Source organism: Arthrobacter sp. PsM3 (assembly GCF_030433895.1).
In the GTDB taxonomy this organism is placed as follows: Bacteria; Actinomycetota; Actinomycetes; order Actinomycetales; family Micrococcaceae; genus Arthrobacter.
Genome location: NZ_JARUXE010000010.1, coordinates 12218 through 33546, shown reverse-complemented (window position 1 = coordinate 33546; position 21329 = coordinate 12218). Strand labels below are relative to the sequence as shown.

Genomic DNA, 21329 nt, shown 5'->3' with positions numbered 1-21329 from the left:
GGGGGAATCGGCGAGAGCTTTGATGGATTCAGCGTAATAGATGAGGGCCACACTCCGCCTGCGGCGTGGGAGGGCCGCATACGCGGCGCTGTTCTCTAGCCTAGAAGGATGGGCAGGCAAGACAATTCCGGAACCCAGGGTTCCCGGCCGAGGGCTTCCGGCAGCGGAGCACCCGCGGGACGCAATTCCGTAAGCCACTCGGAGCGCAAACCCGCGCGCAAGCCTGCCCGAAAAAAGGTCAGCCCCGTTTACCGCCGCCGGCGGCTTTTCGTGGGCGCCGCCTTGCTGCTCGTCATCGCCGTCGCCCTCGGGGGATTCGCCGCTGCCTCGGGCGTCCTCAACGCCGGTCAGTCCGGCTCCGGCGGGGGAACGGCCCCCTCGGGCCAGGAAACGGGACCGGCCACAAGCCCGGAACCCACGGCTTCCCCTTCGGCTGCTCCGACCGGCAACGGCTGCGAGCAGAACCTCGTGACCGTCACGGCCGCCACGGACAAGCCCGCCTACGCCGCCGGTGAGAACCCGCTGTTCACGCTCAAAGTGACGAACGGCAACAAGGTGCCGTGCGAGGTCAATATCGGGACTTCGCAGATGGAATTCCTGGTCACGAGCGGCTCGGACCGGATTTTCTCCTCCACTGACTGCCAGACGGACCCGACCGACCTGGTGAAGACCATCGCGCCCGGGCAAAGCGAGACGGCAAACTTCCCCTGGCAGCGCAACCGCACGGTCCAGGGCTGCGCGGCGATCGAAGCCAAACCCGGGGCCGGCGGCGCGTATTACGTCTTCACTGCACGTCTGGCAAACAAAACCAGTGCCAAAGCCGTCTTCCAGCTCAACTGATCCGACCCCTCTCGGTTGCTCCGCAAGTGCCGTTTCGAGGGCTCAAAAGGGCACTTGCGGAGCACTTGAGAGGCCAGCCGAGGGGAGTCAGAGGAACCGGTCCAACAGACTCGCCTCGGCCATCCGGCTGAGGCCCTCGCGGACCGTCCGGGCGCGCTGGTCGCCAATCCCGTCCACCGTCATCAAATCATCAATCGTGGCCGCCATCAGGAACTGCAGGCCGCCGAAGTGGTCCACCAGGCGGTCAGCGACGGCCTTGGGTACGGCCTTCAGCCCGGACAGCAGCCGGTATCCGCGCGGCTGCACTACGGCGTCAAGGTTGGCCTCACCGCCTGCGAAACCGACAATCCCGGCAATCTTTCCCAGGTCGATCAGCTCCGTGGGGCCAAGGCTCACGAGCGCCTTCACGGCCTTATCGACATCCTCGGCGGACGTATCGGGGCCGGAGTAGTCGCGGATGATCACATCGCTGCCGGGGCCGCGGCCCACGGTCAATTCGTCCAGCTGGAGTGAGAGCAGCCGGCCGTCCTCGCCGAGTTCCAGCACATACTGTGAGATCTCTTCCGAGATCCGGCGGACCATTTCCTGGCGCTGCAGGGTGACCGCAACATCGCGGACTGTCACCATGGCCTCGATTTCCAGGGCCGAGAGGGAACTGGTCACCTGGTCCAGCCGGGACCGGTAGCGCTCCAGCGTTGCCAGGGCCTGGTTGGCCCGGGCCAGGACCTTTTCCGAGCCCTCCAGGACGTGCCGCAGCCCGTTCACGTAGAGGGCGATGATCTGCATGGACTGGCTGACCGAGATGACCGGGACGCCGGTCTGGATGGCGACGCGCTCGGCAGTCCGGTGCCGGGTGCCGGATTCCTGGGTCTCGATGCTGGAGTCGGGGACCAGCTGCACGGCCGCGCGGAGAATGTTGCTGGCATCCTTGTCGCAGATGATGGCGCCGTCCATTTTGGCCAGTTCCCGCAGCCGGGTGGGCGAGAAATCGATTCCGATGTCGAAGCCTCCGGAGCAGATGGACTCGATGGTCCTGTCGATCCCCAGCACGATCAGGGCGCCGGTCCGTCCACGGAGGATGCGTTCCAGGCCGTCCCGGAGGGGGGTGCCCGGTGCCACTCGGCCCAGGGTCGCCTTGAGTGAATCTTCAGGGCTCCGAGCCATAGATCTTCCCTTCAAAGGTGCAGGCCTCAGCCTGCAAGTGCGCCGGTTTCCAGTGTTTCCCGGCAGGATCAAAAGTACTCGGTTCCCCGTTCTCACCATAGTAAAGGTAAAGCGGGCCAACTTCCGCACAGACAAGCCCCAAAGTGGCCCATTAGTACCTTCGCGCGGACGCCCTGGGAATGCCCCCGCAGGTCCCGCCCCGGGACGGCATTTTTGAGTGGCAGCGGCCCGGCTTTGCCCTGGCTTTGCACCCGCATCACGGCGGCAGCGCGGGCTGCGATAAACTTGAATCCTGGGGTGTACCGTCGGCTCCCGCCGCCGTGCACCAACACTCGCACCCAGCAGTCACGCAGAACTCCCAGCAGAACAACCAGCAGAACAACCAGCGACCCCGCCGGGCCAGCCTGATTCCCGCAGGCCCGGGACCGCAACCACTCAACGCCGCAGCGAAAGTAGCACCGTGTCCCAAGAAGTCCTTAGCCCCGCCCGAGTCCAGGAGATTCACAAGCAGGCGGCCCGGCGTCGGACATTCGCGGTCATTTCACACCCCGACGCCGGCAAGTCCACGCTGACCGAGGCGCTGGCACTGCACGCGAAGGTGATCGGCACCGCCGGCGCCTCCAGCGGCAAGTCCAACCGCAAGGACACGGTTTCGGACTGGATGCAGATGGAAAAGGACCGCGGCATCTCGATCAGCTCCGCGGCCCTGCAGTTCTCCTACCGGGACACCGTGATCAACCTGCTGGACACCCCCGGCCACGCGGACTTCTCCGAGGACACCTACCGGGTGCTGGCCGCCGTCGACTGCGCCGTGATGCTCGTGGACGCCGCCAAGGGCCTGGAAACCCAGACCATGAAGCTGTTCGAGGTCTGCAAGCAGCGCAACCTGCCCATCATCACCGTGATCAACAAGTGGGACCGGCCCGGCCTCGACGCACTGGCCCTCATGGACGAGCTCACCGAGCGCACCGGCCTCCAGCCGATGCCGCTGACCTGGGCCGTTGGTATCTCGGGTGACTTCCGCGGGGTCTGGGACCTGCGCAATGACCGCTTCGCCCAGTTCAAACGCAACAACGCCGGCGCCAACATCGCCCTCACCGAGTACTTCACCCCGGAGCAGGCCGCGGCCAGCCAGGGGGAGGACTGGTCCAACGCCGTCGATGAGGCCGGGCTGGTCATCGAGTCCAACCTTGAGTTCGACGTCGACGCCTTCCACGCCGGCAAGGCAACGCCGATCCTCTTCAGCTCCGCCGCGCTGAACTTCGGCGTGAAGGAGATCCTCGACGCCCTCGTGGACTTCGCCCCGCCGGCCGCCCCGCGGCCCGACGTCGACGGCGCCTCACGGCCCGTCGATGCGCCCTTCTCCGGCTTCGTCTTCAAAGTCCAGGCCGGCATGAACAAGGCCCACCGCGACCACGTCGCCTTCATCCGGGTCTGTTCCGGCATCTTTGAACGCGGCATGGTGGTGACGCAGGGCCGGACCGGCAAGTCGTTCGCCACCAAGTACGCCCAGCAGGTCTTCGGCCGCGAACGGGAGGTCATCGACGAAGCGTTCCCCGGAGATGTTGTGGGCCTCGTGAACGCGTCTTCGCTGCGGGTCGGCGACAGCCTCTTCCTTGAGCAGCCGGTGGAGTTCCCTGCCATACCGCTGTTCGCCCCGGAGCACTTCCAGGTGGCGCGCTCCAAGGACCCCAGCCGGTTCAAGCAGTTCCGCCGCGGCATCGAACAGTTGGAACATGAGGGAGTCATCCAGGTGCTCCGCTCGGACGTCCGCGGCGATCAGGCCCCGGTGCTGGCCGCCGTCGGCCCCATGCAGTTCGAAGTCGTGGAGGACCGCATGGCCCACGATTTCAGCGCGCCGATGCGGCTGGAGCGCCTGCCTTATTCCATCGCCAGGATTTCGACGGCGGATGCCATGCCGGCACTGGCCAACGTTCCCGGCGCCGAGGTCCTGCTGCGCTCCGACGGCGAATACCTCGCACTGTTCAACGATGTGTGGGCCCTGCGCCGGATTGAGAAGAACCACCCGGACCTGACGCTCCTGCCGATAGGCACGCATAACCCCGCAAAGTAGCCGCCGGAACCGGCTTGCGGGCGGGGTAAAAGGATTGCCCTCAGGTCTTCCTGAATCAGGGAATCGCGGTATCATAAGTAACCTTGCTAATTATGCGGGCGCCGGACCTTCTTCTGATTCCGGTATTGGACTGATCCGCCCCGCGGACCCCGCTATAAGGGACAACGAACACCAGTTGACAGAGCTCATTTCACCTCCGGCCAGCTCCACACCGGCCCCATCAAAGCACCGCATGGAACCCGGCTACCTGCTCAGCGGGCGGTACCGGATCGCGGACCTTATTGGCAGGGGAAGCCAATCCACGGTGTTCCGGGCCTACGATGAGCTCCTGCAGCGAGAGGTGGCGGTCAAGCTTTTCCGCAACGTCTCGGATGATCTGGAACAAACCCGCCGGCAGGGCGAGGAAATCCGGATCCTGGCCGGAATGAGCCATCACGCCCTCGTGACGCTCTTCGACGCCGGCGCCGACCTGAGCGACCCGGCCGACCGGCTCACCTACCTTGTAACGGAACTGGTGCACGGACGTGACCTGCGCCACCGGGGGGCCCAGGGTCCGCTCTCGGCCGCGCACATGGCCCACATCGGCTACGACCTGGCGGACGGGCTTTCCTACATCCACCACCACGGCATCGTGCACCGGGACGTCAAGCCCGCGAACATCCTGCTCGTGGACTACAGCAACGACGACCGGCGTCCGCGGGCCAAGCTGACTGATTTTGGCGTCGCCGTCGTGATGGGCAATGGGCCGGTGTCGGACGACGGCGGAACCTCCGGAACGCCTGCCTACCTCAGCCCCGAGCAGGCGGCCGGCGAACCGGTCGGACCGCTCAGCGACGTGTACTCGCTTGGCCTGGTGCTGCTGGAAGGGCTGACCGGAAAGATGGCGTACCCCGGCGCGCCGATCCAGTCCGCCGTCGCGCGGCTGCTCAAAGACCCGCAGATTCCCGAGGAGCTCGCGCCCATGTGGGTTGCGCTGTTGTCCTCCATGCTGGCCCGGGACCCGGCGCAGCGCCCGCCGGCCCGGGAAGTGTCACTGGCCCTGCGCCAGGAAGTGATCAACACCGCGGCGCGCCACCGCATGGACCCGGCACCGGCACCCTCGGACGAGGAAGGCCGGATGCGCGCCGTCGAACGGTACCGGATCCTTGACACCCCGGGGGACGGGGCCTTCGACCGGATAGTGGGCCTCGCGGCGCGGATGTTCTCGGTGCCGGTGGCGATCGTCAGCGTGGTGGACCATGACCGGATCTGGTTCAAGGCACACCACGGCACCGAGGTCAGCCAGATCGGCCGCGACCCGGGGCTGTGCGCCTCCGCGATCCTGCAGGACGACGCCTGGGTGATTGAGGATGCGGCCAGGGATCCCCGTACCCTCGCCAACCCGCTGGTGGCAGGTGAGTTCGGCCTGCAGTTTTACGCCGGTGTCCCGCTGCGCACACCGGACGGTTACAACCTGGGCACGTTCTGCATCCTGGACCGGGAACCGCGGGAGTTCAGCGCCGAGGACGCCCGGACGCTGCAGGACCTGGCCGCGATCGTGATGAACGACCTGGAGATGCGGCTGCAGAGCCGGGAAGCTATCGCCAGTTAGCCGGCTGTGTTTAACGCCGGCTTTGTTTAACGCCGGCCGGCGTGGAGCGCCAGTTCCAGTTCGAACCGGGCCTTCGGGTCCTCCAGGGTGTCGCCGAACAACTCGCGCAGCTGCGCCGCCCGGTAACCCACGGTCTGCGGGTGGATCCCGAGCTCAGCCGCCACCGGGGCCCGCTGGCCCCAGTGCCGCAGCCAGGACAGCAGCGTCTCTGCGAGCCGCTCGCGCTGGGCCGGGCGAAGCCCCTCCAGTGGCGCCAGGCGGCGGTTGGCCAGTTCCGCGATCGCGGACGGCTCCGCACCGAGGATCACCTCGGCCAAGTGCTCGTCGGCCCAGATCGGCGGGTCCTCCGGGCCTTCGCGGGGCGGCAGCGCCGAGGCTGCGAGGACTGCCAGGCGCAGCGAATCGGGGACTTTTTCCCAGCCTCCGGCCGGCCCCACGGCCGCTCCCCGGCCGCGCAGCGCCTTTTCCAGGTCCGCCCGTGCGGACTTTGACGTCCGGGCCGGAACCAGGGCGACTGCGTCGGTCTCGCGTTCGATGACCAGCGTCCCCGGTCCCAGCCGGAGCCGCAGCCCCGCGGAACGGTCCACCGGCAGGGTGACCACCACCATCCGCTGCGGCAGGGACCAGTCCGCCATTGCTGCCGTCTGGCGCAGGGCGGCCTCATCTGCCTGTCCCAGGAGCAGCAGATCCAGCAGTTCGGTGCGCCGCCGGTCCACCGCGCCGGCCCGTTCCGACTGTTCAAAGGCATACGCCTCGGCGCTGACAGCGGAAAGTTCGTCGATGTAGGCCAGGATCGACTCGCCAAGGTCCACCACCACACTTTGGCCGAGGTGGTGCTCCACGGACACCCGTGACATCTCCCGGAAGGTCACGCGGGCGCCCATCCGGTACGCGCTCAGTAGCGCATCCATGCTCCGGCCCTGCCGGAATTCCCCGCTCCCCAGCCCCGCCACCAGTTGCCGGCTCTCCTCCGACAGGGCGGGCAGCCGCGTTCCGGGCAGCTGCAGGAAGCGGTCCAGTGCGGCAGCCACGCCCCGGCGCAGGCCCCGCCCGAACCGGCCCTCGATCGGCCTGGCGTAGGCCGGCACGAGCTGCGGCACGGCGTCGATGATTGCCTCGACAATGCCGGGCATCATCGGCCGGAGCATGTCGCTGACCTCGCGTGGCAGTGCCAGCCACGGAGGGTCGTAGGCGGGGGAGGCGGAGGTGCCGGCCGGGGAGGCGTTCATTGGGCGGTCCCATAAAGTTGTTTCGGGGAGATAGTTTCTTTGAGTCGATCGTATGCCTTGGATGAAGAACTGTGGCCCCCTTTGACATAAGATTGATAAATGATCCGGCTCCGTAAGCTGGCGCGCGCCGCATCTGTACTGACCACCCCTCTGGCTCCAGAAGACATTCTGTCGCTGTTCAATCCTGTGTTTTCCGCCCGCCAGTTGCGCGGTGTGGTTACCCGGGTGGTTCCAGAAACGGCCGATTCCGCCACAATTTTCTTCCGTCCCGGCCGCGGCTGGCAAGCGCACCTTGCCGGCCAGTGGGCCCGTATTGGCGTCGAGCTCGACGGCGTCCGCCACTGGCGGTCCTACTCGCTCAGCGCCCCCGCCGGCATGGACCCTGCCATCACTGTCACTGACATGGGTGCTGTCTCCGGCACCCTCGTGCGCAGCACCAAACCCGGTGACGTGCTCTTCCTGGCCCGGCCGCAGGGCGACTTCGTCCTGCCGGAGCATCCGCGGCCCCTGCTGATGCTCACGGCCGGCAGTGGAATCACCCCGGTCATGTCCATGATCCGCACGCTGGTTCCGCACCGCCCGGACTCCGACGTCGTCCTCATCCACACCGCACGGACTCCGGCAGATGCCATCTTCCGTGAGGAACTGGCCGAACTGGCGGACCAGTTTCCCAACTTCCGCGTGATCCACTGGTTCACCGGCGAACGCGGTCGGCTGGACTTCAGCTCCACAGCCGCGCTGGAACAGCTCTGCCCGGACTGGCGCCAGCGTGCCGCGTACGCCTGCGGCCCCGAAGGCTTCCTGGACGACGCCGAGGCGCTCTGGGCTGCGGAAACCGCAACCGCTGGTCCCTCCTCGGACTCCACCCTCACCATTGAACGCTTCAGCACCAAGCTGGCAGGCGGCGAAGGGCACGACGGCGGACTGGTCACCTTCGAGGCGTCCGACCGCGAAGTCGAAGCCGACGGCGACACCCCGCTGCTCGACGTCGGCGAGGACGCCGGCGTCCTGATGCCCAGCGGTTGCCGGATGGGCATCTGCCACAGCTGTCTCACCCCCCTCCGGGCCGGACAGGTTCGTGACCTTCGCACGGACGAAGTCCACGGCGAGCCCGGCCAACTAATCCAGACGTGTGTCTCGGCAGCCGCCGGACCCGTTAACCTCGACATCTGAGGAGTACCACCGCATGACGATTGTTTCCGACAAGCCTGACGTTTCCGACGACGGCGCTGCATCCGACAAAGCCGGCACCGGCTCTGCCAAGGCTCCGGCTGCCGTGAAGACGCGGCCCGGCGCCCTCGCCGAGACCGGCAGCCCGACTGTCCGCCCGCCGGCTGCCGCGCACCTCTCCGACGAGCAGGTCGCCGAGCTGGGCCGCGAACTCGACGCCATCAAGGACGACATCCTCGCCAAGCGCGGAGCGTCCGATGCCGCCTACATCCGCCGGATGATCAAGATCCAGCGCGGGCTGGAGATCTCCGGCCGTGCCACGCTCCTGGTCAGCAAGAACAAGGCCGCCTGGGTCGCCGGCACCACGCTGCTCAGCTTCGCCAAGATCCTGGAAAACATGGAGCTCGGGCACAACATCCTGCACGGCCAGTGGGACTGGATGCGGGACCCGGACATCCACTCCACCACCTGGGAGTGGGACTTCGTCACCCCGGCGCGCTCCTGGCAGCACACCCACAACGACCTGCACCACCGCTGGACCAACGTCGTCGGCAAGGACAACGACGTCGGGTACAACCTGCTGCGGATGGACGCCCAGCAGGAGTGGAAGCCGTTCAACCTCGGCAACCCGCTCTACAACGCGATTCTGGCGCCGGTCTTCGAGTGGGGCATCGCGATCTACGATCTCGAGCTGAACGACTACAAAGAGGGCAAGAAGTCCAAGGAGGCCCTCACCAAGGACCTCAAGGCCCTTGGACGCAAGGCCCTCACGCAGTTCACCAAGGACTACGCCGCCACTCCCGCCGTGGCCATGCTCACCGGCTCCGGCAAGCAGGCGCTGTACGGCACCCTGACGGCCAACGCGGTCCGGAACGTCTGGGCGCACGCGGTGATCTTCTGCGGCCACTTCCCTGAGGGGACCGACACCTTCACCGAGGAAATGGTGGAAGGCGAGACCCGCGGTGACTGGTACGTCCGGCAGATGATCGGTTCGGCCAATATTTCCGGGTCCAAGTTCATGCACCTGATGACGGGCAACCTCTCGCACCAGATCGAGCACCACCTCTTCCCGGACATCCCGTCCAACCGCTACGCCGAGGTGGCTCCCAAGGTGCAGGAAATCTGCAAGCGCTACGGCCTGCCGTACACCACGGGTCCGATCTGGAAGCAGGTCGGCTCCACCTGGGCGAAGGTCTTCAAGCTGGCGCTGCCGCCCAAAAAGGCCTAGCGCCGGCTTAAACCGGTTTGACTGATTAGCGGAAGGGGCGTCTGCCGTTGCGGCAGGCGTCCCTTTCGCGTGTCGCGGCCTCGCGGCCGGCGGACGGCCAATGAATCCCGGTGGGCGTCCCCCAAGGTTGCGGCGCTATCATGGGCCGGTGCCACCCCTTGACGAAATTGTGAGCGCCTGGCGGATTGACTGGGCCGCCTTGGTGATGATCGGCGGCTCCGGGGTGCTCTACGCGCTGGGTCTTAAGGCCGCAGCCGCCCGCGGGCGCCGCTGGCCGCTGTGGCGGACCCTGGCGTTCTATCTCCTGGGCCTGGGGTCACTCGCGTTGATCACGTGCGGGTTCCCCGGCGTATACAGCGCCCAGTTGCGCTGGGCGTTCACGCTCAAGATTTCCCTGCTCCTCTTCGTCGTGCCCCTGCTGATCGGCCTCGGCAAGCCGATCTCCCTGGCCCGCGCGGCCCTGCCACCGCGGGGCATCACACGGCTGAACGGTGCCCTCGCCAACCCATTGGTGCGGTTTGTGAGCAACTCAATGGTCGCGCCGCTGCTGGGGCTGGCGCTCTTCTCCACATTCCTGACCCCGGCGTTCTACACGTTGCGCGCCGATCCATTTGCCGGGGCCCTTCTGACCATCGGGGTACCGTTGCTGGGCCTGCTCATGGCACTTCCAATCATCGAGGAAGCGGACTTCCAGCGCTCGAGCGCCTACATCACGCTGGAGATCGTCTTCGTCTTCATTGAACTGCTGATCGATGCGGTCCCCGGGATCCTGCTGCGCCTGAACGGGCAGGTGCTCGATCACGTCATGACGACGCAGTCCAGCTTGACCTGGTTCCCGGGTGCCCTGCGCGACCAGCAGCTGGCGGGAGACTTCCTCTGGTTCATCTGCGAAATAGTGGACCTGCCCCTCATCATCCTGATGTTCATGCGTTTCTCCCGGAGCGACAAACGCGAGGCCCGCAGTTTCGATGACCTGACGGACCAGCAGCTCGATGAACTGAACTTCCAGCACTTGCGCGGGGGCGGCTGACCTTCGTCGATTCAATGAGGACCCGGCTGAAACGTCCGGGTCCCGGAGGCGCGTGCCGGGATTGAGCTCAGGGTTTGCTGGCCACCCCTAGCACGTGGGCCAGCCGCGGGTTGCCGGGCAGGACCGAAAAGCCGAAGCGCTCCAGTCCCTGTACCGTGAGGCCCGCCGCTGCGATCGTGGCGGGGGTGTCCCGGTTCGGGTGGCAGCCGCCTGCCATCCGGCTCCACAGCGGCGTGAGCAGGTCTTCGGCCGCCGCCAGCACCCGGTGCTCCGAGCGGACGTGTTCATAGAACAGCAAAAGGCCGCCAGGCCGCAGGACCCGGACCACCTCCGCCAGCGCCGCGGGCTGGTCCGCGACGCTGCACAGTACCAGGCTGGACACGACGACGTCGACCGAGGCGTCCGCCGTCGGTAGCGCTTCCGCCACGCCGTCCTCCACGGTGACCGGCACCGGCGCCCTGGCCGCGGCGGCCAGCGCGAGCGCCCGGAGGGTCGGGTCCGGTTCGAGGGCAAGCACGCCGGTCACCGCGCAAGGGTAGAGCGGGAAGGTCGCCCCGTAGCCCGCCCCGATTTCGACGACGGCGCCGTGCGCCGCGGCCAGGAGACGGCGGCGGTGCTCCGTTGCCCCGCGGGCGTCCATCCGCGGACCCGCCCGGGCGAAGGATCTTCCGAACGAGGGACTGCGGGGGGTGCTCTCCGGCATGGGACTCCCCGGCTCAGTTCGCTTCGGCGGGGTTGAGTTTCAGGCGGCGCAGCAGCTGGGCATTGAGCGCCACCACGATCGTCGAGGCGGACATCAGGACGGCGCCCGCGGCGGGGGAGAGGACGACCCCGGCAAAGGCCAGGACACCGGCGGCCAGCGGCACCGCGATGATGTTGTAGCCCGTGGCCCAGACGAGGTTCTGCCACATCTTCCGGTAGCTGGCCAGGGACAGGTCCACCATGGAAAGCACCGCCCGGGGGTCGTTCCCGGCGAGGACCACCCCGGCGGACTCCACCGCCACGTCGGTACCGCCACCGATGGCGATTCCCACCTCGGCGCGGGCCAGGGCGGGGGAGTCGTTGACGCCGTCGCCCACCATTGCCACCCGGAGCCCGCGGGACTGGAGTTCGGCCACCTTCTTGTCCTTGTCCGCCGGGAGGACCTCGGCGAAGACCTCATCGATGTTCAGCTCGGCGGCCACGGCCTGGGCCACCTGACGTGCGTCACCGGTGATCATGGCCACCTTGACGCCCCGGCGCTGCAGCGCCGCGACGGCCTGGCGGGACTCCGGGCGGACAGCGTCATCAAGGCTCACGGCACCCAGCACGGTGTTGCCGTCCACCACATGGAGCACCGCCGCGCCCCGGTCCCGCCAGGCAGCAGTGGCGGCGGCGAGTTCCGGGGGTTCGTCTGCCCGCAGTTCCCTCAGCAGCGCAGGGCCGCCCACCCCGACCGTCCGGCCGCCGATCGTGGCGCGGACACCGCGGCCGGTCAGGGAGGTGAAGTCGGTCGCGCGCGGCACGGAAAGCCCGCGGCCGCGCGCGGCCGCCACGATCGCCCGGGCCAGCGGGTGCTCGCTGTCCGACTCCGCCGCGGCGGCCAGGGCGAGCAGCTCGTCCGTGCCCGTTCCTGCGGCGGCGGCAACGTCCTTCAGTTCCGGCTCGCCCCTGGTCAGGGTCCCTGTCTTGTCGAACAGCACGACGTCGACTGTCCGCATCCGCTCGAGTGCCATCCGGTTCTTGATCAGCACTCCGGCCCGGGCTGCCCGTTCCGTGGAGATCGCGATGACCAGCGGGATGGCGAGGCCCAGGGCGTGCGGGCAGGCGATCACCAGCACCGTCACGGTGCGTTCCACGGCGTCGGGCATGCTGCCCAGCAGGGTCCAGACGACAAAGGTGATAACGCCCGCCCCGGCGGCGAAGTAGAACAGGAAGGCGGCGGCACGGTCCGCGAGGGCCTGGGCGCGCGAGGAGGAGGCCTGGGCCTCGGCCACGAGCCGCTTGATTCCGGCGAGTGCGGTGTCCTCGCCGATGGCGGTTACCCGGACGCGGATGCTGTTGTCCGTGGCGATGGTTCCTGCGACCACCGGGTCGCCGGGGGAGCGAAGGACGGTCTTTGACTCGCCCGTGATCATCGATTCGTCGAATTCGGCCTGCCCCTCGATCACAGTTCCGTCCGCCGGCATCCGCGCGCCGGAGCGGACCAGGATGGTGTCGCCGCTGCTGAGTTCGGACACGCTGACGGTCTCGGTGCCGGACCCGGTAATGCGTTCGGCCTCGTCCGGCAGGAGCGCCGCGAGGGCGTCCAGGGCGCCCTGGGCCGAGCCGAGCGCGCGCATCTCGATCCAGTGCCCCAGCAGCATGATGTCCACCAGCAGGGCCAGTTCCCACCAGAAGTCGAGGTCGAAGCCGCCGATCTCCAGCGTTGTCACCCACGAGGCGGTGAAGGCGACGGTGATGGCCATGGCGATCAGCAGCATCATCCCCGGCTTGCGGGTTTTCAGCTCATTCAGGCCCCCTCTGAGGAACGGCTTCCCGCCGTAGAAGAAGATGACTGTCCCCAGAACGGGCGGAATCCAGGCGGAGCCGGGGAAAATCGGTGGCTGGTAGCCGAGGAGGTCCCCGAACATCGGGCTGAAGAAGACCACCGGGACGGCCAGGATGAGGGTCAGCCAGAACCTGTTCTTGAACATCGCGACGCTGTGGCCGGCGTGCTGGCCATGGCTGTGCACAAGGTGCTCGTCGTCTGGCCGGTGGTCCGGGCCGGTTCCATGCGCGCCGCTTCCGTGCGGGCCGGCGCCGGTGCTGTGCCCGCTGCTGATTTCGTGCTGGCGGTTCGGCTGCCGGCCGCCGACGGCCTGGCTGCTGTGCCGATGTTCCATGATGCGCTCCCGGGGAGATTCATCGATACCTGGACTCAGCTTCAACATACCCCCAGGGGGTATCTTTGGCAAGATGTCCGTCGGTTCAGCGGACCTCGATCACGCCCATCATGCCCAGGTCCTCGTGGTCCAGGATGTGGCAGTGGTAGACCGAGCGGCCACTGAAGTCGCGGAACGCGATCCTGACCGTGGCGTGTCCGTTCGCCCGCACGTTCACGACGTCCCGCATGACCACGGAACCCAGTGACCGGCCGTTGTCCTCGAGCAGCTGCATCGGCCAGACATGCAGGTGGAAGGGGTGGTCCATGGGGCTGGTGTTAACAAGCGTCCATTCCTCGACGGTTCCGGCCGCGACGATTGTGTCCGTGCGCGCGTCGCTGAATTCACGGCCGTTGATGGTGAACCGCATCATGGCGCCCATTCCACCGCCCGGGCCTCCGGGCCCCGCACCCATGGCCAGGGTCAGCTGCCGGCGGGCGGCCACGGCCGCGTTGCGGAGGTCCTCCGGGGCCGGCCGCGCCGGGACAGCACCAGCCGGCGTCGTGGATTCGCCGGTGACCCGGAATCCCGCCAGCGCGGCCACCCTGCGGGCGGGGCCCGGACCCTGCCCCATCATTCCCGGCATGGCGCCGCGGTCGTAGGGGAGGGCCTGCAGTACGGAGTCGCCGGCGGCGGCGGTGACCAGCAGGTCCGCCCGGTTGCCCGGCGCCAGCAGGAGCTCCTGCACGGGTTCGGGTTCCGCGGACCGGCCCGAATCCATGCCGATCAGCTGCAGCTGCTGCCCGTCAAGCCGGAGCCGAAGGAAGCGGGCCACGCAGGCGTTGATGATCCGCCACCGCTCCCGTTCCCCCGGGCGGGCTGTGAGGAGCGGGCTGCTCTGACCGTTGAGCAGGAGCAGCTCTCCTTCCCGGCCCGCCACGCGTCCCATGGGTGACACCGCGGCGATGTTCCCGGCGTTGTCCAGGGTGGTGTCCGAGACGAGCAGGACCCGTTCCCTGCTTGCGGGGATGGCTTCCGGGTCCTGGACAATGATCGCACCGAACACTCCGGCGAAGATCTGGTCCGCGACCATGCCGTGGTGATGCGGGTGGTACCAGTACACGCCCGGGGGATGGTCCGCCGGCAGCCGGTAGCTGTAGTCGTGCCCTTCTCCGGGCGCGATCGCGATGAAGACGTTGTCGCCGTTGCCCTGCGGGGACACATGGAGGCCGTGGACGTGCAGGTTCGTGGGTTCGTCGAGGTGGTTCACCAGCCTGACGGCGAGCTCATCGCCCGGCCTCAGGCGGAGGGTGGGGCCCGGGAAGATGCCGTTGTAGGTGAGGGGCCTGGCCGTGCGGCCGCCGAGTTCAGCCTGTCCGCGTGCGGCGTCGAGGGTGAGCTGGAGCCTGCCGTCGGTGCTGCGAAGTTCGGCGGGACTGCGCAGCTCGGGACCTTGTGCGGGCCCTGCACCGCCGAGCGGCTGCGGCGTGGAGGCCAGAGACCACCACAGCCCGGCGCCCCCGGCCACTGTGGCTGCCGTGCCCAGGCCGCCCAGCAGCAGGGCCTCGCGTCGGCTGACCGGGCGCATTACTGCTGCTCGCCGAGTACCTTCAGGTTCTCGCGGTATTGTTCGGCGGTCAGCTCGCCCCTCGCGAAGCGTTCATCCAGGATCAGCCGTGCCTGGCTTTTTCCGCCCGGGCGGAACCCCGGCTGGCCAGAGGGCGGCGCGCCGTAGGGTCCGGGCTGGGCGGCACCGCTGCGGTGGCCCCCGCCGGAGAAGAGCTGGACCGCGAGCAGTACCAGCACGGCGATGCCGATCAGCAGGAGCAGCCCCCAGAGCCACATCCAGCCGAAGCCGTTTCCGTAGTAACCCATCATGGCAGATCCCTCCGTCGGTGACCGTTCCTGGTCCACATTCTCCGCCGGATACCCGGGGCGGGGCTAGGGTCCTAAGGCGCCCTTGGGGACACCGGTCTGAGGCCTCGGGTCTCAGCCGATCAGCAGGTCCAGGGCCTCGGTGAGGTGCCCGACTTCCCGGACGGAGAAGCCCGCCGGCACCGGCCCCGGGCCGTTCGGGCTGGCGGGCACCAGGGCGTGGGTGAACCCGAGCCGGTGGGCCTCCTGGATCCGCTGGTTGATGCCGGGCACCGGACGGACCTCACCGGCCAGGCCCACTTCGCCAAACGCGATGAGCCGCTGGGGCAGGGGTTTCCTGGCCTTGGCCGATGCCACGGCGAGCGCGACGGCGAGGTCAGTGGCGGGCTCGCTGAGTTTCACGCCGCCGACGGTTGCGACGTAGGAGTCGTCCTTGTTCAGCAGGCAGCCGGCCCGCTGCTGGAGGACAGCCAGCAGCATTGCCACCCGCGAACTGTCCAGCCCGCTGGTGGCCCGCCGGGGCTGCGCGTTGGCACTTTCGGCCAGCAGGGACTGCACCTCTGCCAGCAGCGGCCGGCGACCCTCGAGGGTGACCGTGATGCAGGTCCCGGACACGGGTTCCTTGGTCCGGGACACGAACAATCCGCTCGGATCGGCCAGACCCACGATCCCGTCCTCGTTCAGGTCGAAGCAGCCGACGTCGTCGGTGGGGCCGTACCGGTTTTTGACGGCCCGCAGCAGCCGCAGCCGGGAGTGGCGCTCGCCCTCGAACTGGCACACCACGTCAACCAGGTGCTCCAGCAGCCGGGGCCCGGCGATGGAACCGTCCTTGGTCACATGGCCCACCAGCAGGGTGGTCATATTTCGGCGCTTGGCCGCGGCGATCAGGGAGGCGGCGACCTCGCGGACCTGCGAGACGCCGCCGGCGCTGCCCTCGACATCGGCGCTGCTCAGCGTTTGCACGGAGTCCACGATCAGCAGTCGCGGCTCCAGCTTCTCCACCTGGCCCAGGGCCTGGCCGAGGTCCGTTTCAGCGGAGAGGTACAGGGATTCGGCGACGGCGTCGATCCGGTCCGCGCGGAGCTTGACCTGCGCGGCGGATTCTTCGCCGGTGATGTAGAGGACGTCCTGGGCGGTGCGGGCAAACTTGGCCGCGACGTCCAGCAGGAGGGTGGACTTGCCGACGCCGGGTTCGCCCGCCAGCAGGATCACGGCGCCGGGGACGAGCCCGCCGCCGAGCACCCGGTCGAGTTCGTCCACGCCGGTGGGGAGGAACGCCGCGGAACTGGCGTCCACCTCCGAGATCCGGCGGGCCGGCTCCAGCACGGCGGCGGCCGCCGTCGTGCGCGCCACGGCGCCCCCGGTTTCCTCAACGCTGCCCCAGGCCTGGCACTCGCCGCAGCGGCCCACCCATTTGGCCGTGGTCCAGCCGCACTCGGCGCATTTGTAGCCCGGCGCCTTGGAGGCCCGGGAAGAAGTTTTGGTAGCCATCGCTCCACACTATCCGCGCCCAGCGACAACCGCCCTTCCGCACCACGGCGGCAGTTAGAGCGGTGGCAGGATGTCCCGGGCTTCCCGGGAGTCGACCCCGGCCGCCTCGAGCAGGTCCACCATCAGCGGCCGGAACAGCATGACGACCGTTTCACCCTCCAGCCGCTGCACGTCCAGCAGCCGCGGGTGCAGCCGGCCGGCGATCTCCCGCAGGTCCGCCCGCGCCGTTCGCAGGTGCGCGCGGCGGACTCCGTCGTGCACCTCCGCCAGGCCCAGGGACAGTTCCTCGACGGCGTCGGCAGTGTCCTGCAGGACGTCGGCGATGTTCTGGGTGGCCTCGTCGGACAGCGCAGCATGGTTGATGGCGCTGGTCAGCCGGCGGGCAAAGACTCGGCTGTTGCGCAGTGCGAGGTCAATAAAGTCCAGCGACTGCTCCATCTGGTCCAGCTCCTCCCGGTGCCGCCTCTGGGCGGGCGCCAGCGTGGCCACCTCCCCGGAGGCCCGGAGCGACTGCCGCATGGCGTCAACGAGCGGCTGGCAGTTCCGCCCCCGGATGAGCGCGTGCCAGGCCTGCGTGGAGTCGCTGTCGCTCAGCGCGGAGGCGCACTCGCGCAGCACTTCGGCGAGTTCGTGCAGGAGCTTCCTGACATCATTGCGGGGTTCCCGGCGCGGGTCCTTGGGGATCAGGAACGTCACCAGCAGGGCAAACACCCCGCCCACAATCGCGTCGATGCTGCGGGTGAACGGCCCCCCGGCCGGCGCCGGGAGCAGGACAACCAGCAGGGACTGCAGCCCCAGTTGGGTGGTGAAGATGGTGCCGCTATCCAGGAAGCGTGCCAGCAGGATCGAGAAGAGCAGCACCACGGCGGCCTGCCAGATCCCGGCGCCCAGCCAGTGCAGCAGCAGGTCCCCGACCACGATGCCGATGGTGCAGCCCAGCCCGACCTCGATCACCCGGCGCAGCCTGGGGTCCCGGGAGAAGCCCAGGGCGATGAGCGATGACGTGGCGGCGAAGAGCGGGCCGCTGTGGCCCAGCACATATTCCGCGAACGCATAGGCGCCGACGGCGCAGGCGGTCATCTGGATGGCCGGCACGAGGGAATTCCGGCTCCGGACCAGGCCGGTGCGGACCCGTCCGCGCAGGAATCGGGCGCTTGCGGAGAGTCCAGTAGCAGAGGCCATGCGCCCCAGTCTATTTGCTCGGTCTGCGGGTGCCGCCCGCGCCACCATCCCTACGGACGTGACGCAGCTAACGCAAGAGGGACCCGGTCGATGTAAGCCAATGTCCCGGCGTCGTTAACCGTCCGTTCACCTTGCACCGCCATTCTCTTCACCTGGGCCGCCTAAGTTCGGTAAAGGTACAAACCGTACGCATCCCTGCCCGGCCTTCTCCGGCCCGGCACGCACAGAAAATCCCTGGAAGGGGTACATCTAGTGAAGGCACTCCGCTTCGGCCGCCACGCGGCCATCGCTGTCATCGCAGTCGGCGCTCTCGCGCTGACCGCCTGTGGTTCGGACAACGCAACCAACACGGCCCAGTCCGCCGCGCCGTCCGCTTCCGGCCCCCAGGTGACCGGTACGCTGACCGGCATCGGTTCGTCAGCCCAGGGCGCAGCCATGGACGCGTGGAAGACCAACTTCGCCTCCGCGAACCAGGGTGCCACGGTGCAGTACTCCCCGGACGGTTCCGGTGCAGGCCGCAAGGCACTCCTGGACGGCTCGGCCCAGTTCGGCGGCTCCGACGCCTACCTCAAGGACGACGAGTACGCCAGCTCCACCGCCAAGTGCGGTCCCGACGGCGCCCTTAACATCCCGGTCTACATCTCCCCGATCGCCGTGGCCTTCAACCTGCCCGAGATCAAGGAATTGAAGCTCGACGCCCCGACCGTTGCCAAGATCTTCCGCGGCGAGATTGCCAAGTGGAACGATCCCGCGATCGCCGCCATGAACCCGGACGCCAAGCTCCCGGATCTCAAGGTCACCCCGGTGAACCGTTCCGACGACTCCGGCACCACGTCCAACTTCACCGACTACCTGGCCGCTGCAGCGCCCGAGGCGTGGACCGACAAGGCCTCCGGCGTCTGGCCGGCAACCCTTCAGGGCGAGAACGCCAAGGGCACCTCCGGTGTGGTCAAGACCGTCACCGACACCCCGGGCGCTGTGACCTACGCCGACGACTCCGCCGTCAGCGGCAAGCTGGGCGTCGCGCAGATCAAGGTGGGCGACACCTTCACGAAGATCTCCGCCGAGGCAGCAGCCAAGGCAGTCGACGCCGGCTCGCCGGTCGCGGGCCGCAACGCCAACGACCTGTCCATCAAGCTGGACCGCAAGACCACCATCGCGGGCGCCTACCCGGTGGTCCTGGTTTCCTTCCACATCGTCTGCAGCACCTATGCAGACCAGAAGACCGTGGACCTCGTGAAGGCGTTCGAGAGCTACGTGGTTTCAAGCGCCGGCCAGACCGCAGCAGCGGACGCCGCCAAGTCGGCCCCGCTGTCCAAGACCCTGCAGGACAAGGCCCTCAAGTCCATTGAGTCCATCAAGGTCAAGTCCTAGGGAAAACCTAGCGTCTGCAGGCATAGTGGAAACACCCGCCTGATCCCGGTTCCCTGTCCCGATATAGCTGTCCACCGACGGCCGCACCGGGGCGGGGAACCGACGCGTTTGTCCGAAGTACCCCAAGATCTGAAGGATCGTTAAGTGACCACCACCTCCCTGACCACGTCCCGGGGCGCAGGCCGCGCCGGAGACAAGGTCTTTTCCGCAGCCACCTTGGCCGCTGGGTGCCTGATCCTGGCCGTGCTCTTCGGAGTGGCGCTTTTCCTCGTCATCCAGGCATTCCCCGCCCTCGTGGCCTCCCCGGACAAGATCCAGGGCGGCGAAGGCTTTTTCGCCTACATCTGGCCGATTGTCATTGGCACCCTGATCGCGGCCGTCATCGCCCTCGTGATCGCGACGCCGGTCGCGATCGGCGTCGCGCTCTTCATCTCGCACTTCGCCCCGCGCAGGCTCGCCTCCGGACTGGGCTACGTGATCGATCTGCTGGCCGCGATCCCCTCTGTGGTCTACGGCGCGTGGGGTGCCGCCTTCCTGGCCAAGGAAATCTCGCCGGCCTACAACTGGCTGGCCAACAACCTCGGCTGGCTGCCGATCTTCCAGGGGCCGGCCTCGGCCACGGGCAAAACCATCCTGACGGCAGGCATCGTGCTCTCCGTCATGATCCTGCCCATCATCACGTCGCTGACCCGCGAAATCTTCCTGCAGACCCCCAAGCTGCACGAGGAAGCCGCGCTGGCGCTCGGTGCCACCCGCTGGGAAATGATCAAGATGGCCGTGCTTCCGTTCGGCCGCCCCGGCATTGTGAGTGCCGTCATGCTGGGTCTGGGCCGCGCCCTCGGCGAGACCATGGCCGTCGCGCTCGTGCTGTCCTCCGGCGCCCTGACCGCGAGCCTCATCCAGTCCGGCAACCAGACCATCGCCGCCGAAATCGCGCTGAACTTCCCGGAAGCCGGCGGGCTGAAAGTCAACACGCTGATTGCCGCCGGCCTGGTCCTGTTCGTCATCACCCTCGGAGTGAACATGATCGCCCGCTGGGTCATCACCCGGCACAAAGAATTCTCGGGAGCCAACTAAATGACCGACACCCTGACCCCCGTCAAAAAACGCTCCGCCCTCACGAAGGGCCAGCTGCCCAAGTGGGCCCCGTACCTGGTTCTCGGCATCGCCCTCGTTCTCGGCGCCGCCGTCCTGGCCCTGATCGGCTTCAACGCGCTGGGCTGGGGCATCGTCTCCGCGGTCTTCTTCGCCGTCGGGCTCGTCGGCTGGAGCGCGGCCGTGGAGGGCTCACGCCGCGCCAAGGACAAACTGGCCACCTGCCTCGTCGTGGGCGCGTTCCTGATCGCGCTGCTGCCGCTCTTCTCCGTGATCTGGACGGTCCTGGTCAACGGCCTTCCCGGGCTCACGGACCCCGGCTTCCTCTCCACCTCGATGAACGGCGTCACCGGCGCCTATGACAACAAGAGCGTGGAGCAGGGCGCCCCGGTGGTCGGCGGCATCTTCCACGCCCTGATCGGCACCGTGCTGATCACGGTGCTGGCGACCGTGATCTCGGTGCCTGTGGGCCTGCTGACCGCCGTCTACCTGGTGGAGTACGGCGACGACCGCCCGCTGGCCCGCGCCATCACCTTCTTCGTGGACGTCATGACCGGCATCCCCTCGATCGTGGCCGGGCTTTTCGCCGCAGCCTTCTTCTTCGCCATCGTCGGCCCCGGGACCAAGACCGGCGCCGTCGCCGCCGTCGCCCTGTCGGTGCTGATGATCCCCGTGGTGGTGCGCTCCAGCGAGGAAATGCTGAAGATCGTGCCGAACGAACTCCGTGAAGCTGCCTACGCCCTCGGTGTCCGGAAATGGCGGACCATCCTCAAGGTGGTCATCCCGACGGCGATCTCAGGCATCGCGTCCGGCATTACCCTCGCGATCGCCCGGGTGATCGGCGAAACCGCCCCGATCCTGGTCACAGCCGGCTTCGCCACGTCAATCAATTACAACGTGTTCAGCGGCTGGATGGCCTCGCTGCCGACCTTCATCTACACGCAGATCCTCAACCCCACCTCGCCGTCCAACCCGGATCCGTCCTCCCAGCGCGCCTGGGGAGCGGCCCTGGTCCTGATCATCCTGGTGATGCTGCTCAACCTCGGCGCCCGCCTGATTGCCCGCATGTTCGCCCCCAAGACCGGCCGCTAGCCTGCCCCGGCAACCCAACTCTTCAGCCCGTACCTCCAGCAAGTGAAGGAA

General features: G+C 67.8%; 17 protein-coding genes. 9 read left to right on the top strand and 8 right to left on the bottom strand.

Annotation, left to right across the window (positions count from 1 at the left end; translation table 11 throughout):
* The first annotated feature begins 108 nt into the window (after positions 1-108).
* Positions 109-840, top strand: coding sequence for a hypothetical protein (locus QCD75_RS07080; RefSeq protein WP_301227054.1), 732 nt, complete (start codon positions 109-111; stop codon positions 838-840).
* 87 nt (positions 841-927) lie between these two features.
* On the opposite strand, the gene disA is transcribed toward QCD75_RS07080, so the two are convergent.
* Entirely contained in the window at positions 928-2004 is a 1077-nt protein-coding gene (gene disA / locus QCD75_RS07075) for a DNA integrity scanning diadenylate cyclase DisA (RefSeq protein ID WP_301227051.1), read from the bottom strand.
* A gap of 460 nt (positions 2005-2464) precedes the next feature.
* On the opposite strand from disA, the gene QCD75_RS07070 reads away from it, so the two are divergent.
* Together QCD75_RS07070 and QCD75_RS07065 are read left to right on the top strand one after the other, a co-directional pair.
* Positions 2465-4078, top strand: a complete 1614-nt coding sequence (locus tag QCD75_RS07070) for a peptide chain release factor 3 (RefSeq protein ID WP_301227049.1) — start codon at positions 2465-2467, stop codon at positions 4076-4078.
* Positions 4079-4310: 232 nt separating this feature from the next.
* Positions 4311-5669 carry a GAF domain-containing serine/threonine-protein kinase gene (locus tag QCD75_RS07065; protein WP_301227047.1) on the top strand — a complete coding sequence of 453 codons (1359 nt, stop codon included), beginning with the start codon at positions 4311-4313 and terminating at the stop codon, positions 5667-5669.
* 26 nt (positions 5670-5695) lie between these two features.
* Here the strand turns inward: QCD75_RS07065 and QCD75_RS07060 are convergent, their stop codons facing one another.
* Positions 5696-6898, bottom strand: coding sequence for a PucR family transcriptional regulator (locus QCD75_RS07060; RefSeq protein ID WP_301227045.1), 1203 nt, complete (start codon positions 6896-6898; stop codon positions 5696-5698).
* Between the two features lie 99 nt (positions 6899-6997).
* Between QCD75_RS07060 and QCD75_RS07055 the strand changes: the two genes are divergently transcribed.
* The 3 genes from QCD75_RS07055 to QCD75_RS07045 all read left to right on the top strand — a co-directional run bounded on the left by QCD75_RS07055 (position 6998) and on the right by QCD75_RS07045 (position 10326).
* Positions 6998-8071 carry a ferredoxin reductase gene (locus QCD75_RS07055; RefSeq protein WP_301227043.1) on the top strand — a complete coding sequence of 358 codons (1074 nt, stop codon included), beginning with the start codon at positions 6998-7000 and terminating at the stop codon, positions 8069-8071.
* A gap of 13 nt (positions 8072-8084) precedes the next feature.
* Positions 8085-9296 (top strand): fatty acid desaturase family protein, encoded by a 1212-nt coding sequence (locus QCD75_RS07050; protein ID WP_301227041.1) that lies wholly within the window; start codon positions 8085-8087, stop codon positions 9294-9296.
* 148 nt (positions 9297-9444) lie between these two features.
* On the top strand, positions 9445-10326 hold the full coding sequence (locus tag QCD75_RS07045; protein WP_301227040.1) for a cytochrome c oxidase assembly protein: 882 nt from the start codon (positions 9445-9447) through the stop codon (positions 10324-10326).
* Positions 10327-10393: 67 nt separating this feature from the next.
* Here QCD75_RS07045 and QCD75_RS07040 read toward each other — a convergent pair whose 3' ends face one another.
* The 6 genes from QCD75_RS07040 to QCD75_RS07015 form a co-directional block, all read right to left on the bottom strand.
* Positions 10394-11029 carry a class I SAM-dependent methyltransferase gene (locus QCD75_RS07040; protein ID WP_301227038.1) on the bottom strand — a complete coding sequence of 212 codons (636 nt, stop codon included), beginning with the start codon at positions 11027-11029 and terminating at the stop codon, positions 10394-10396.
* A 13-nt stretch (positions 11030-11042) separates the two neighbouring features.
* Positions 11043-13190, bottom strand: coding sequence for a heavy metal translocating P-type ATPase (locus QCD75_RS07035; RefSeq protein WP_301227036.1), 2148 nt, complete (start codon positions 13188-13190; stop codon positions 11043-11045).
* An 85-nt stretch (positions 13191-13275) separates the two neighbouring features.
* A complete protein-coding gene (locus tag QCD75_RS07030) occupies positions 13276-14757 on the bottom strand; it encodes a multicopper oxidase family protein (RefSeq protein ID WP_301227034.1) in 1482 nt (493 codons plus the stop codon).
* On the bottom strand, positions 14757-15047 hold the full coding sequence (locus QCD75_RS07025; RefSeq protein WP_301227032.1) for an SHOCT domain-containing protein: 291 nt from the start codon (positions 15045-15047) through the stop codon (positions 14757-14759). Before QCD75_RS07025 ends, QCD75_RS07030 begins: the two co-directional genes overlap by 1 nt.
* Positions 15048-15158: 111 nt before the next feature.
* Complete coding sequence (gene radA, locus QCD75_RS07020; protein ID WP_301227030.1) at positions 15159-16535, bottom strand: DNA repair protein RadA; 1377 nt, start codon at positions 16533-16535, stop codon at positions 15159-15161.
* 54 nt (positions 16536-16589) lie between these two features.
* Positions 16590-17717, bottom strand: coding sequence for an FUSC family protein (locus QCD75_RS07015; protein ID WP_301227028.1), 1128 nt, complete (start codon positions 17715-17717; stop codon positions 16590-16592).
* 252 nt (positions 17718-17969) lie between these two features.
* On the opposite strand from QCD75_RS07015, the gene pstS reads away from it, so the two are divergent.
* From pstS to pstA, 3 genes are all read left to right on the top strand, one after another.
* Positions 17970-19091 (top strand): phosphate ABC transporter substrate-binding protein PstS, encoded by a 1122-nt coding sequence (pstS, locus tag QCD75_RS07010; protein ID WP_301227026.1) that lies wholly within the window; start codon positions 17970-17972, stop codon positions 19089-19091.
* Between the two features lie 144 nt (positions 19092-19235).
* A complete protein-coding gene (gene pstC / locus QCD75_RS07005) occupies positions 19236-20168 on the top strand; it encodes a phosphate ABC transporter permease subunit PstC (protein ID WP_301227024.1) in 933 nt (310 codons plus the stop codon).
* Positions 20169-21278, top strand: a complete 1110-nt coding sequence (gene pstA / locus QCD75_RS07000; RefSeq protein ID WP_301227022.1) for a phosphate ABC transporter permease PstA — start codon at positions 20169-20171, stop codon at positions 21276-21278.
* Positions 21279-21329: the final 51 nt, after the last annotated feature.